11 protein-coding genes are annotated in these 13,375 nt (G+C 49.3%); 10 read left to right on the top strand and 1 reads right to left on the bottom strand.

Annotation, left to right across the window (positions count from 1 at the left end; all coding sequences use genetic code 11):
- The 6 genes from ACLR2L_RS13855 to ACLR2L_RS13830 form a co-directional block, all read left to right on the top strand.
- Positions 1 to 356, top strand: a 356-nt coding sequence (locus ACLR2L_RS13855; protein WP_413368805.1) for an elongation factor P hydroxylase, incomplete at its 5' end; no start/stop codon positions are given.
- Positions 349 to 1,473: an ATP-NAD kinase family protein gene (locus ACLR2L_RS13850; RefSeq protein ID WP_413368803.1), complete on the top strand. Its 1,125-nt coding sequence runs from the start codon at positions 349 to 351 to the stop codon at positions 1,471 to 1,473. The genes ACLR2L_RS13855 and ACLR2L_RS13850, both read left to right, overlap by 8 nt.
- A gap of 22 nt (positions 1,474 to 1,495) precedes the next feature.
- Complete coding sequence (locus ACLR2L_RS13845; protein ID WP_413368801.1) at positions 1,496 to 1,795, top strand: YfcL family protein; 300 nt, start codon at positions 1,496 to 1,498, stop codon at positions 1,793 to 1,795.
- Between the two features lie 377 nt (positions 1,796 to 2,172).
- A complete protein-coding gene (locus ACLR2L_RS13840) occupies positions 2,173 to 2,703 on the top strand; it encodes a FlgO family outer membrane protein (protein WP_413368799.1) in 531 nt (176 codons plus the stop codon).
- Between the two features lie 5 nt (positions 2,704 to 2,708).
- Positions 2,709 to 3,446 carry a FlgO family outer membrane protein gene (locus ACLR2L_RS13835; protein ID WP_140956569.1) on the top strand — a complete coding sequence of 246 codons (738 nt, stop codon included), beginning with the start codon at positions 2,709 to 2,711 and terminating at the stop codon, positions 3,444 to 3,446.
- 2 nt (positions 3,447 to 3,448) lie between these two features.
- Positions 3,449 to 4,153, top strand: coding sequence for a FlgO family outer membrane protein (locus ACLR2L_RS13830; RefSeq protein WP_413368796.1), 705 nt, complete (start codon positions 3,449 to 3,451; stop codon positions 4,151 to 4,153).
- Between the two features lie 27 nt (positions 4,154 to 4,180).
- On the opposite strand, the gene mnmC is transcribed toward ACLR2L_RS13830, so the two are convergent.
- The gene (gene mnmC, locus ACLR2L_RS13825; RefSeq protein WP_413368794.1) at positions 4,181 to 6,196 is read right to left on the bottom strand and encodes a bifunctional tRNA (5-methylaminomethyl-2-thiouridine)(34)-methyltransferase MnmD/FAD-dependent 5-carboxymethylaminomethyl-2-thiouridine(34) oxidoreductase MnmC; all 2,016 of its coding nucleotides are present in this window, start codon (positions 6,194 to 6,196) and stop codon (positions 4,181 to 4,183) included.
- 326 nt (positions 6,197 to 6,522) lie between these two features.
- Here mnmC and fabB point away from each other — a divergent pair, with 326 nt between their 5' ends.
- The 4 genes from fabB to ACLR2L_RS13805 all read left to right on the top strand — a co-directional run.
- On the top strand, positions 6,523 to 7,734 hold the full coding sequence (fabB, locus tag ACLR2L_RS13820) for a beta-ketoacyl-ACP synthase I (protein ID WP_140956572.1): 1,212 nt from the start codon (positions 6,523 to 6,525) through the stop codon (positions 7,732 to 7,734).
- 105 nt (positions 7,735 to 7,839) lie between these two features.
- Positions 7,840 to 8,985, top strand: coding sequence for a 4-phosphoerythronate dehydrogenase (locus tag ACLR2L_RS13815; protein ID WP_413368791.1), 1,146 nt, complete (start codon positions 7,840 to 7,842; stop codon positions 8,983 to 8,985).
- A gap of 39 nt (positions 8,986 to 9,024) precedes the next feature.
- Positions 9,025 to 10,041: an aspartate-semialdehyde dehydrogenase gene (locus ACLR2L_RS13810; protein WP_413368789.1), complete on the top strand. Its 1,017-nt coding sequence runs from the start codon at positions 9,025 to 9,027 to the stop codon at positions 10,039 to 10,041.
- A gap of 426 nt (positions 10,042 to 10,467) precedes the next feature.
- Positions 10,468 to 13,375: FimV/HubP family polar landmark protein (locus ACLR2L_RS13805; RefSeq protein WP_413368787.1), on the top strand; the 2,908-nt coding region annotated here is incomplete at its 3' end.

Raw genomic sequence — 13,375 nt, 5'->3', positions numbered from 1 at the left:
GGTGTGTGGCCGGTGAAGCTCGTCGGCAATTGGAAGACTACGGTTATTGGTACTGTCCTGATGGTCGCAACGAAGAACAACAGCGTGCATTTGAGCAGGTAGAAGTGAAACCACAGGCGCTGGAGTGGGCAATGACCATTGCGGCTAATCGCCGTTTTCAGGTAAGTACGGATAATTTAAACGGTGTAGAACCCGATCGTTACGGTTTTACCCGGCGCGTAAGAGCGCAACTGGTAACCTTTATGGACACTGGCTTCCCAAAACGGGCGCAGATGTTCATCGATGCGCTACGCGCAGAATTTCATGGCCCGCAACTTACCAAACAGTGGCTGGATAAGGTGTATCCCAATGAGTAACACATTTCGACTTGGCGTTGTGATTAATCCGTTTGCCGGCATAGGCGGCAGTGTGGGGTTAAAAGGCAGTGATGGTGCTGACATCCGCGACAAAGCGCTGGCCATGGGGGCAGAAAAACTGGCTAATGAGAAAATGGGCCGCGCACTGAACGTATTAAAAGGGCTGAGCGGATTTACTGTGCTTACCGCAGGTGGCGAAATGGGCGAAGACTGCAGCAAGCAGTTAAACCTGCCACTTGAGGTAATTTACCAGCCAAAGCAATCTCCCAGCAGTGCTGATGACACAGAAAACGCCGTCCGGGCGTTGATTGCCCATGGCGTAGATTTAATTTTATTTGCCGGTGGCGATGGAACAGCACGGAACGTTTGCGCCATTGTGGGAGACAAGGTCCCCGTGCTTGGGGTGCCGGCAGGCTGTAAAATTCATTCTGGCGTGTATGCCGTTACGCCGTCTGCCGCCGGTGAGGTGGTAAAGCGCATGTTAACTGGTGAATTGGTGAGTGTACGCCAGGCCGAAGTACGCGACATTGATGAACAGGCGTTTCGTCAGGGTAAAGTGCAGTCACAACACTTTGGCGAAATGCAGATCCCCGACGAACTGAGCTATGTTCAGTCGGTAAAAATGGGCGGTCGTGAAGACGAATCCCTGGTGCTAAATGATATTGCCGACTACATCAGCGAATTAATGAGCGATGAACCTGACGTATTATTTGTTATGGGGTCGGGATCGACAGTTAATCAGGTTATGGACACCTTAGGATTGCCTAATACTCTGCTGGGTGTAGACATCGTTAAAAACGGCGAGGTCATTGCCGCCGATGTTACTGCTCAGGCATTGTTACAAGCGGTAAGTAACGCGCCAGCCAGGCTGGTGATCACCGCTATTGGCGGGCAGGGCCATGTGTTTGGGCGCGGCAATCAGCAACTCAGTCCTGCGGTTATTCGCGCGGTAGGACGCGACAATATCTGGCTGGTTGCAACTAAACAAAAACTGCAACAACTCGATGGCAGGCCATTGCGCCTGGACACTGGCGATGAGGCACTGGATGAAGCGCTGGCCGGTATTATTCCGGTGATCACAGGTTACCAGGACAAAGTGTATTACCCCATCGTTTAACAACACTAACAGAGACTCAACTATGCAGGAACAAGTAAAAGCCCCGGCGTCGTTTGTACAACTGGTGAACGATATTGATACCGCGCTGGACAACGTGGTAGACACAGGAAGTGATGACGCTCTGTTTATCGCCAGCTACTTGCAGGGGCATTTTGCTGTGCAAGCCCGTAAACTGGAATTAGAAGCAGAGGCCAGTGCCCAGCTTCTGAATGAACGCATGCAAACCAGTTTATCAGCTGCCTTTGAAAACAAAGAGCTGGAAGGTGACGATCAAACCGCCGTGCTGGCATTGTGGCAGCAGTTGCTTGCGCCATTTCAATAGTGGCAGCTTATTGCCGCTTTAATCCGCTATGTAGGTAAAAAGGGAAACCTTGTTCCCTTTTATCTTCTGGCATGCAAGGCTTTCCGATACGCGGGCCAGCCGATATATCCACGCAATCCTGGTGTTTATCGCGTATTTATTTTCTTTTCTACAAATTCATTTAACTACAAGCGTTAGTTGGTGCAATTTTTGCAAATTCTGGCTAAACGCGTTTATTTTTGGTCACAGAGAACTAAGCCATGTTAGTTAATTCCTGTTCAACACAGCCTGCAAAGCTAAACAAAAGAAGCCGTACCTCAACCTGGCGTACGCTCTCTGCTTGTATGGTATTGGCCCTATTCGGATTAACCGGTTGCACCAGCTCTTCTGAACCTAACATGGAATTAATTTCAGAGCAGGTGCCCTTGCCAGCGCTTGGCAATGTGGAATACCACACCTACGTACTGGCTAATGAGCTGTTTGCTAATGTCGCTCCTGCCCGTCAGGCACGCTATGCCGTTACCGGCTTTGTGCCGGTGGATTCCATGCAATACGACGAGAGTTTTCAGCATCCACTGCAACTGCTGGGCCATCAATTGGAACAGGGAATGCTTACCGAAGCGACAAAACGTGGATTTGTCGCTCAAGAGTTTAAGCTTTCGAACGATATAATAATCAGTGATAAAGCCGACAGAGTGCTAACCCGGGATATTGAACACCTGTCTGCGCTCGACCGGGTAGACTATTATATTACCGGTACCCTGGTGTATCAGGAGGCCGGCGCCATGGTAAATGCCAGAATTATTAATGCGCGCACGCGCGATATCGTGGCGGCAGCAACGCGTTTTTTCCCGGCTGAATTATTCTGGCAACAAGAGCAGGTCACTACCCGTAATGGCCGGCTGTACCGAACTGAAAACAAAGGGTAACCAACATGCGTAAGGTATTGGGATTAAGTGGTTTACTGACTGCGTGTGTCTTAAGCGGATGCATGAGTACCGAAGAAGACATGGCAAGTACCAGCGAGCCTGCTGCTGCCATGTCGATGAATGTGGTAGACATTACTGCCGCTGATCGCATGACTCGAGCGCCAATGGAAACAGACGAAGTTGATAGCTTTGGCGCCATTGGCCAGCCGCCGCTTTACTCCAGTATTCAGGGCGCCTATAAAGGTCGTCCGCTTACCAAGCATATTGGCGACTATGTTAAAGCGTTAACGCAGGATCTGATTGCCAACATGGAGTTTGTCAGCAATAAAACGCCGGTGGGGGTAACCCATTTTGCATTGCTCGACTCCGACCTGCAGCAAACCAATTTGCTGGGGCAACAAATGGCTGAATCCTTTGTGCATGAACTGCATAAATTTCGTATTCCGGTAATTGATTACAAAGCCACAGACTTTATTCGCATTACCGAAGGTGGCGATTTTGTGCTTACCCGTGACTATCTGGAACTGGACGCAGGTCTGCCGATGGAATATGTGCTTACCGGCACTATGGCCAAGCATCAGGGCGGGGTGATGGTGAATGCCCGGATCATTGGGATCCAGTCGCGCGCCGTTGTAGCCAGTGCTCAAATGCTGATCCCGTTTTATGTGGCCGACGCACTTATTCCCAGCGATGGAAGCGAGCGCGGCAGAATGCGTGATGGTGTTAAATTAAGCCGGGGTTAATCATGCGCAAGGTATTACTCAGTGCAGTGCTATTAGGCAGTTTGGCAGGTTGTGCCAGTCAGCCGGATTCTGGCTATTTTTGGTTTGGCAAGGAAGGTGAAGCGCCGTCTGTGCGTGAGCAGGTGCGCCCACCTCAGGGCAGTGGGCTGGAATACCGCCCGGATTCCCGCGATATTGAAATGTACCGCGACAGCCAGCCAACACCAGGTTATCAGGATCCGCTGCAAACCGGTTATTCACCAGACATGACCCACAAAGCATTGAACGATTACGCCGAACAACTGGCTATGTCGCTAATGGATGGTGCGGTTATGCTAAACACCGATCAGTTGATTGGTGTTGCCAGCTTTGTGCGCTTTAATCGCACATTACGAGAATCGACCATTCTCGGGAACCAGTTGTCTGAATACCTTATCCACGAATTACAGCAGTATGGGTTAGGAGTTGTCGACTTTAAATTGTCTCGCACGCTGGATGTCACCGAGCATGGCGATCTGGCGCTTACCAGAGAAGGTCAACGTTTAGCTAAGCGTTTACAGATGGACCATATCTTAACCGGCACGCTGGTAGAATTACCCAGAGGCGTGAATGTGAATGCGCGTATCGTGGCGGTGGATCAGCAACGGGTTGTCGCCAGTGCCACCATCTTTATCCCGTCATTTGTAGTGACATCACTGGTACCCACCGGACCGCTGGCCAGTGAGTAATGGGCCAGAACAGTCATGAAAGCCTCACTATTGAGGCTTTTTTTTCATCTCCCGCAATACAAAGCGTTCAGGAGCGAGTGCTTGCAATAAATCTTCTTCCATGGGCAGCGGTTCGCCGCACCATTGACTCACTAACACTTCTGCCATTAATGGCGCGGTAGTTAACCCCCGAGAGCCCAACCCGGTTAACACCGTTATCACCTGATCACTGGTGTTCAGCGAATAATCGGCAGGCCGCAAGCCTTTGTAGAGTTGTTCATACCGTTCAGACAGGATAGCTGGCGACATCACTGCTCCCACAACTGGCTGGTGGTCGGCAACACCCATGCGAATTGACGCCCGGGCAGTATTATCATGCGCGATATGCTGAGCCCACTTATGACCTGTCATGGCATTGGCATGCGTAGCCAGATTCTGTTCGCTTTCTTCTGGTCTGGCGTCGCACTGGGTATCGAGTTTTACATAGGTTGATCCCAATGCCATGCGGCCTTGCCAGCCAGGCGTCATGTAGCCTTTGTGACATAACACTGTGCTCAGTGAATCGAGCGGTGCTTGTTCAGGTATCGCTTCTACCTGACCACGCACCGGGCGAAGGGGAATATATGAAAGGGGATTCAGCTGTGCACTGTGATGCCCGCATGCCAGCACCGCGCGGGAAAAATGCCACTGCTGATTTGACTGCCTCGCTGTAACCAAGGCACTGCCTTCATGGTGTGTTACGTCTACCTCACCGCTATAGTGTTCAGTGAGCAGGCCAGTTTGCCGCGCAAGGGCCAATTGGGCATGAACCAGTTCCTGAGGGCTAATCCAGCCACCAAGCGGGCAGAACAAGCCACCGTGTTGCATGGGTAAGTTGGCAATTTCTGTCGCTTCTTCTGGTGTAACCGGGTATACAATTTGTTTTGGCCAGAGCTGATTATTCACCAGTTTATGTTGTCTGGATGCGATTTCATCGCTGAAGGCCAGTAGCAACACACCGCATTGTGCCTGAGTAAAGGATGCGCCCTGTTCAACAAGGTGTTGGTAGTACCTGGCAGCATATAAAAAGCTGTGAGCCTGTATGCGAGCGGATGGGCTTAAACTGGCTTGTAGTTGAGGGTAAAAGCCACCTTGCCGGTTGCCCGAAGCACCATCGGCAGGCTCCGAAGCGCAACCGAATAGTGTAACCCGAATGCCGCGTTGACACAGCGCTAATGCTACTGAACTACCAGCTAAACCTGCACCTATTATAGCAATGGTTTCAGTTGAGGTGATTGGCCGGTTAGGGTATCGATAGTGCCATGGTTGTTGCGTACGGGCTTGAGGTACTTCGGTAAGCGTGCCCGTTAGCATGTCGCGCTTACGGCCAAAGCCTTTGCGCTTTTCTATGCAAAAGCCGGCTTCTTTAAGGCCGCGTTTTACCACGCCCGCTGCGGTAAAGGTGGCAAATCCTGCACCAGGTTTACTGAGTCTGGCCATTTGCGAAAACAACGCTTCCGTCCACATGTCGGGGTTTTTGCTGGGCGCAAAACCGTCTAAAAACCAGCTGTCTACCAGCCCGTCTGCCGGGCAATGCCAGGTTGGCAACAGGTCATGCACATCACCCAGCCACAAATCCACATGCGTGTGCCAGCGATCAAATTGTAGCCGGTGGCAACCGTTGAGCATGGGCGGATATTGTTTAACAAGAGTTTCAACCAGCGGCGCTACGTCGGGAAATACCGACAACGCCCGGGTCAAATCGGCAGGGCCAATGGGGAATTTTTCGGTACTGAGAATATACAAGCGCTTAAGTGGATGGCCTGGATTCATGTCTCTGAATTGAGCAAAAGCCAGCATGGCGACCAGGCAGTTCAAACCGGTACCAAATCCGGTTTCCGCAATCACGTAATGCGATTGAGAGCAGGCTTGCCAACGTTCGGCTAAGTTATTGCCCTGTATAAACACATGCTGGGTTTCCTGAATGCCGCTGTCATTCGAAAAGTAAACATCGTCAAAGGCATCGGCTATTGGGGTACCCTGATCGTTAAAATGCACATTGGCGGGGCGCAAGGCGTCTGTCATGAAGCAGTCAAATTATCTCGTTAATATGGGCGGTATCATACCAGCAAGTGCATTTCGGTTCACGGTTCCCGGTAACGGTTCCCGGTAACTGTTCTAGGTAATGGTTTGAGTCACCTGTTCCAGTCACCTGTTTCAGTCACCTGTTCCAATGTAAACTGTTCGACTACACTTGAACAAATCAATAATCTACGTAGCATAGGGCACTGATAACAATAATCTGTGGAATGACAAGGGCTTGATGACCCAGCTAAGTGAGATGCCAAAGAGCAGACCACTTGGCAATTGAAAATCGTTACCATAGGCGGCGTTAACGCAAAAGGATAATTATGAGAAGAGCAGTTATTACCGGGCTGGGCATCGTATCCAGCATTGGCACAAATCAACAAGAAGTCACAGCCTCGTTAAAAGCAGGTAAGTCTGGTATTACATTTTCTGAGCAATTTGCAGAAATGGGATTGCGCAGCCAGGTATGGGGCAATGTTGATATTGACCTGAAAGAACACATCGATCGCAAAGCGATGCGCTTTATGGGTGATGCCGCAGGTTACGCTTATGTTGCCATGCAGCAAGCGGTAGAAGACAGCGGGCTTGAGGCTTCTGATATTTCAAATATCCGCACAGGTATCGTTGCTGGTTCTGGTGGTGCATCATCTGAAAACCAGGTGGCATCTGCTGACATTTTGCGTGAAAAAGGCGTTAAGCGCGTTGGCCCATATATGGTGCCGCGTTGCATGGGTTCTACCGTGTCGGCCTGTCTGGCGACGCCATTTAAAATTCTGGGCGTAAACTATTCAATCTCTTCAGCTTGCGCAACCAGTGCACACTGTATTGGTAACGCGTTAGAACTTATCCAGCTGGGCAAACAGGATATCGTGTTTGCGGGTGGCGGCGAAGAACTTCACTGGGCACTGTCCTCTCAATTTGATGCCATGGGCGCATTGTCTACTAAATACAACGACAACCCGGCTTTGGCCTCACGTACCTACGATGCAGACCGCGATGGCTTTGTAAGCAGTGGCGGTGGCGGTATGGTAGTGGTAGAAGAACTCGAACACGCTCTGGCTCGTGGTGCAAAAATCTATGGTGAAATTGTAGGTTACGGTGCTACATCTGATGGTTACGACATGGTTGCGCCATCGGGCGAAGGTGCCATTCGCTGTATGCAAATGGCCATGCAGGGCGTAAACAGTCCAATTGATTATTTGAATACTCATGGCACATCAACGCCTGTTGGTGACGTGAAAGAGCTTGCTGCGATTCGCGCGGTATTTGGTGACAAAGGCGTGCCGCTGGCGTCAACTAAGTCACTTACCGGGCATGCACTGGGTGCCGCTGGTGTAAACGAAGCTATCTATAGCTTACTGATGATGCAGCATAACTTTATTGCCCCGTCGATTAACATCGACAATCTGGATGAAGCAGCACTGGGTCTGGACGTAGTTACGTCTACCCGCGAAGCACAGCTAAATACGATCATGTCGAATAGCTTTGGCTTTGGTGGAACCAACGCCACGCTGGTATTCAAGCGTTACAACTAAGCTAAGTCAGAATCGAAAAGGCGCCCGCTTTTACGCGGGCGTTTTTGTATTTATTGCCAGAAAAAATATCGCTCAGCAGAGCGCTTTGCTATAAACTGCGCGGTCATGAAAATACGTTTTGAAAACTCCATGCCGCTGGCCGCGGATTACCTGAATGCGTTTGGCACTGCCGAAGGTTTTGAATCTGGCTCGTTAATGCCGGAAGACCTGGTGGATGTTGACGTACTTGCCGTACGCTCCACCACGAAAGTGGATGCCGACCTATTAAATTGTGCCAACAGATTGGCGTTGGTTGCCACTGCTACGGCCGGGTATAACCATATTGATACTGGCTATCTCAAGCAACAGGGGATCGCCTGGACATCCGCCGCAGGTTGCAATGCGCAGGCCGTTGCCGAATATGTTCTGAGTGTGCTGGCTAATGCGCATTTATCTGGCAAACTGAATCTGCGAACAGCAACCATTGGGATCGTGGGAGCAGGTAATGTGGGAACCGCGTTGTCGATACTGCTCGACGCCATATCGGTAAAATACCAGCTGTTTGATCCACCACTTGAGGAAACTGGCGACAGCCGTACGTTTGCAGACTGGCAATCGATCCTCAGTTGTGACGTGATCACCCTCCATGTGCCGTTGGTAAAGGGAGATTATTTCCCTACGGAGAACATGATTAACGCAGCGGCTTTATCCCAACTTGGCAAAAGCCAGCTATTAATCAATGCGTGTCGCGGTGAAGTCATTGATGAAAGCGCACTAAAAACCCGCTTGATGCAACCAGATGCACCTACTGTGGTACTCGATGTGTTTTACAATGAACCCAACATCGATACCGACTTGCTATCGTTGATTTGGCTGGCAACGCCGCATATTGCAGGTCATACCGTGGAAGGCAAGTTGTTGGGCACTCAGCGTGTCTATGAATCAGTTTGCGAATTAAGCGGGAAGACACCAGAACTAACACTGGACGATTTTATTGCCTCGCCACAAGCAATTACCCTGCAAGACAACGATAAATGGCTAAGTTGCTCGTTATTGCCGGTGCTGAAGGCCATTTTAAGCGTTTATGATATTCGCGATGACGACCGTCACTTTCGCAAAGGCTTAAGTGATGGCGTGGCGTTTACTCACATGCGAAAAAACTATCGGGTTCGCCGAGAGCTGGCCGGTCATCAGATTGTCGCTGGGTTCAGCTTACATGCGGAAACACTGGATATGCTCAAAAAATTGGGCATGCGAGTTCATTCGGTATAGTTATATACATGCTTTTTTACAACAGGAGAATACACTGATATGTCACAAGCCTTTAACGTAGCCGTGCTGGGTGCCACAGGTCTGGTTGGACAAACCATGATTGAGCTGCTTGAGCAACGGAAATTCCCGGTTGCTGAACTGTTTCCCCTTGCGAGCGAACGCTCAGCAGGCGGCACCATTACGTTTAAGGGAGAAGACGTAGAAGTTCTGGATGCAGAGACATTCGATTGGTCTTTGGTCCAAATCGCCTTTTTTTCTGCAGGTGGCAGTGTGTCTGCTAAGTATGCTCCCATCGCTGCTGACGCCGGTTGTGTGGTGATTGATAACACATCCCAGTTTCGTTACGAGCCTGATATTCCGTTGGTGGTGCCAGAAGTTAACGCTCATGCGCTGGTAGATTTTCGCAATCGCAACATCATCGCTAATCCAAACTGTTCGACCATTCAAATGCTCGTGGCACTAAAGCCACTTCACGAAGCATTTGGCATTGAACGAATTAACGTTTGTACTTACCAGTCGGTCTCTGGTGCAGGGAAATCCGCCTTGGAAGAGCTTGCCAAACAAACTGCTGGTTTGATGAATTCCCGTGAAATTACCCCGCAAGCGTTCAGCCGCCAGATCGCGTTTAACGTTATTCCGCAAATCGATGTATTTATGGATAACGACTACACCAAAGAAGAAATGAAAATGGTGTGGGAAACACAGAAAATCATGGGTGACGATAGCATTCTGGTGAATGCCACTGCGGTACGGGTACCTGTGTTCTATGGGCACGGCGAAGCCATCCATATAGAAACCCGTATGCCTATTGATGCAGAAGCCGCAAAACAACTGTTGGCAGATGCACCTGGCGTGAAGTTGTATGAATCTCGTGACGAGTTCCCAACCCAGGTTGGCAATGCCAGTGGCAATGATTTGGTTCATGTTGGACGGGTACGAAATGACATTTCACATCCATCAGGGTTAAATTTGTGGGTAGTGTCAGACAACATTCGCAAAGGCGCTGCCACGAACAGTATTCAAATTGCTGAAGTGTTGATTCGCGACTACCTTTAACCTAACTTGCTGACAAATTTAATAAACTTATAGTAAGTTTGGTCGATAATAAACCAGAGCTTGCAGTTTGCACCGGTATGGCATGGTCTGCATTTACTTTGCGGATGGCCTACCGGCGTACTAGTGATAAAGGTAAAATGCCCGGGCTTTGGTGATCTGGATGCAACATTCCCTAGATCGACCCGACCAACTGGTTTATATTTTATGAATAACGCAATGAGTGAATTGCTCACTTTATTGCTTCGAGATGAACAGAGCAAAATAGCGGTATTTGCTGGCGCTAGCAAAGTCGTTATTACCCAATAAACCAGGGCGATTGCCAGAATAACAACAATCTCACTCAACAAACGTTAACGCAGTTGAGTGTGCGGGTGCAGACAACCCAGTATTGTGTCTGCGCGGCGCTTGAGGGCATAAAGGAACGCTATGAAATTGCATTTAACGGGCTGGTTATTACTAATAATGCTATGCGGCATTGTTAGCGATCCCGTTTCAGCGCAAACCACGCCGTTACGTGGGCCAAAAAATGCCACCGACCAGTACTCTGGTGCGGTGTACGGTCCCATTGATTCTCAGGACACCCTGTGGCGTATCGCTAATCGCTACCGTCAGAACCAGAACCTGTCGATTTATCAGGTTATGGTTGCCATTTATGAGCTCAACCCCGACGCCTTTGAACAACAAAATATCAATCTGATGGTAGACGGCGCTGTGCTAAAACTGCCCTCCGATCGCTACATAGCCAGAATCGATCCCGTTAAAGCGCGTCAGAAAGCCGAGGCTGACGATGCTGCCTGGGCTCGAATGGAATCTAAGCCAGGTGACAGCCTGAAAAACCTGAAGCCACCTGTGCCTTTGGTGAATCAGGATGACCTCACACAAACTAAATCCGAATTAGAAAAGCAATTAGTGCAAATTGATCAGTCTCAGGCTCGTCAATTTGAGGAACTGCGCAATCAGTTCGCCATGTCTATCGATAGCGTGCAAGCGTTACTGGATGACAATCGCAAACTCTACGACCGCATCGAAAAAATAAACCTTGATTTAGAATCGCTGCGCGGCAGGGTAGACGTAGAAGTTGAGAGTAAGGTTGAGGAGCAGTTAGCGCTGCAACGGGAATTGAAGGAAATCCTGTTGAGCGATCGCGCAGCTAAACAAGCTGAACAAGCCAGTTCACTTACCGCCATGTTAACCAGTCCAATGGCAATGATAGCTGGTACGGCGCTGTTAAGTTTATCATTTATTGCAGGCCTTGCCGTGTGGTTAATGAAACGCAAGTCTGCCCCGGAAGAGCCGGGCATTAAGCTTCCGGAAAAGAAAAAGCCGGAAGTCGATGAAGGCATTGCTGATCTATCTACCGCAATAGACGGAGGATTGGACGATAATGAACTCTCTGATGAAGAGCTTTTCAATGATGACGACTTGCTGGATGATGTGCTGTCCACTGAGCTTGAATCCTCGCTGAACGACGATGATTCGTTTGCAGAACTCAACGACGACATGTTGGTACCAGATGATCATGATCCGTTTGAAGAGGGCGATAGCGAGCTTGATCAGGATGAACTGGATAGTCTCTTCGACGATGAATTTGCTGATGACCCTGATGATGACGCCATTGATTTATCGGCTGATGATGATTTGCTGGAAGATTTTGAGTCTGAACAACAAGCCTCCGAGTTAGCTGACTTCGCGGAAGCGGATGACAAAGATTTAGCTGCCTCAGGTGAAGATCAAACCAGTGATGAAGAACTGGCCGCGTTATTAGAAGACCCGCAGCAGGTGTATAAATCTGAAACAGATACCATCGACTCTGAAGACGATATTGATGCGCTGCTGGCAGCAAATTCTGTTAATGATGACTTCGATATTGACGATATAGATGCCCTGCTTGATGCCGAAAAGGCCTCGGCAAAGGGGTCTGATGAAGCAGACTTCGATCTTGATTCAGCGTTTGATGAAGATGAACCTGATCTGGCCCCCGCTATTGAAAGTCCCGCTAACGACGATATTGATGATAAACCAGAAATCTCTATTGATGATTTGTTAGAGGCCAATAAGCCAACTGCCGAAGAAAAAGCCTCGTTACCCGTAGATGACGGCCCGGTAAGCGAAGATATGCTGGGTAAACTTGATGAGGAAATATCACAGCAGGCACAAGCGCTGGATCGCCTGACCGACAGTATCATTAACGAAATCGAACAGATTGAGATGATGGGCGACCTGGCTGGCGATTTGGACGAAGAGGAACTTGAGGATGAGTTCGTTCCAAATAGCTCAAATCCGCAGAGTGACGTTGAGTCTCGGTTGCAGAGTATTGATGACTTAGCTGACGACCTCGATGAAATCAATGTTGATGATATCGAAAATGCGGATGTATTCGACGATCCTTTGTCAGATGAATTGCTTGCTGAACTGGAAGCTGAATTACCAGACGATGATGACATCGAGATTACGCCATTGCCGGAACCTCCGGTGGAGGACATCGATGAAGAGAATTTCGAAGAAGATGTATCAGATGACCTGACAGATGAACTGTTGCAGGAATTGGGTGAGTTTGATTCCGAACCTGTCAGTGAAGACGAAGCAGATATTGACGTTGATGACGATTTCACCGACGAATTGTTGGACGATCCGCTAACAGATGAGTTACTGGCTGAACTTGATGCAGACCTCGACGATATCTCTGAGTCTAAATCTGAGGATGCAGCTAGCGAGTTCGACAACGAAGAATTACCGGATGACGCGCTAACAGATGAGTTACTGGCTGAGCTTGAGTCAGTTGAAACAGAAGATGAGCCTGCTGAAATGGTGGATGCAGGGTCGGACGAAGTCGATAGTGAGTTGCCAGTTGATGGCGAAGAAGTGCTTGAAGAGGAATCAGAGAGCGAACTTTCAGAGACTGATGATCACATATCTGACGATACCGATTTGCACGAAGTAGAAGAGGATCTCACCAAAGCCATTCTGGAGGAACTGGATGAGCTTGACAGAGCTGATGCGCTGGCGGAAGAACAAGCCATTGCTGCCTCACAAGTTAGCGAGGCAACACATGCGCAAATCGATACAGATAGCGAAGAAGAATTAACCGGCGAAGCCGCATTTGAAAAAGCCCTTGCCGATTTTGACAAGCAAATGATGGACGATATTCCATCGTTCTCTGAGCAAACTGGTAACAGTGCATCCAACGCCAAAGACGACTTTGACGATGATTTGTTGGGGCAGGCGCTGGATGACTTTGAGAAAGAGCTGGACAATTTTGAGTTAGAGCAGGAACAGGATGGCGTGCTACCCGGTGAACAGGACGACACGGAACGTTATCGCGCTGATATTGATG

Source organism: Alteromonas sp. AMM-1 (genome assembly GCF_047290655.1).
Classification (GTDB): Bacteria; Pseudomonadota; Gammaproteobacteria; order Enterobacterales; family Alteromonadaceae; genus Alteromonas; species Alteromonas mangrovi.
Note: the sequence above shows the minus strand (reverse complement) of the source record. Positions and strands in the feature narration are given on the sequence as shown.

Excerpts from the sequence above, each read along its gene's own strand:
- ACLR2L_RS13840 (WP_413368799.1), top strand. The coding sequence starts at position 2,173 with ATGGAATTAATTTCAGAGCAGGTGCCCTTGCCAGCGCTTGGCAATGTG.
- ACLR2L_RS13850 (WP_413368803.1), top strand. The coding sequence starts at position 349 with ATGAGTAACACATTTCGACTTGGCGTTGTGATTAATCCGTTTGCCGGC.
- ACLR2L_RS13815 (WP_413368791.1), top strand. The coding sequence starts at position 7,840 with ATGAAAATACGTTTTGAAAACTCCATGCCGCTGGCCGCGGATTACCTG.
- fabB (WP_140956572.1), top strand. The coding sequence starts at position 6,523 with ATGAGAAGAGCAGTTATTACCGGGCTGGGCATCGTATCCAGCATTGGC.
- ACLR2L_RS13835 (WP_140956569.1), top strand. The coding sequence starts at position 2,709 with ATGCGTAAGGTATTGGGATTAAGTGGTTTACTGACTGCGTGTGTCTTA.
- ACLR2L_RS13810 (WP_413368789.1), top strand. The coding sequence starts at position 9,025 with ATGTCACAAGCCTTTAACGTAGCCGTGCTGGGTGCCACAGGTCTGGTT.
- ACLR2L_RS13845 (WP_413368801.1), top strand. The coding sequence starts at position 1,496 with ATGCAGGAACAAGTAAAAGCCCCGGCGTCGTTTGTACAACTGGTGAAC.
- mnmC (WP_413368794.1), bottom strand. The coding sequence starts at position 6,196 with ATGACAGACGCCTTGCGCCCCGCCAATGTGCATTTTAACGATCAGGGT.
- ACLR2L_RS13830 (WP_413368796.1), top strand. The coding sequence starts at position 3,449 with ATGCGCAAGGTATTACTCAGTGCAGTGCTATTAGGCAGTTTGGCAGGT.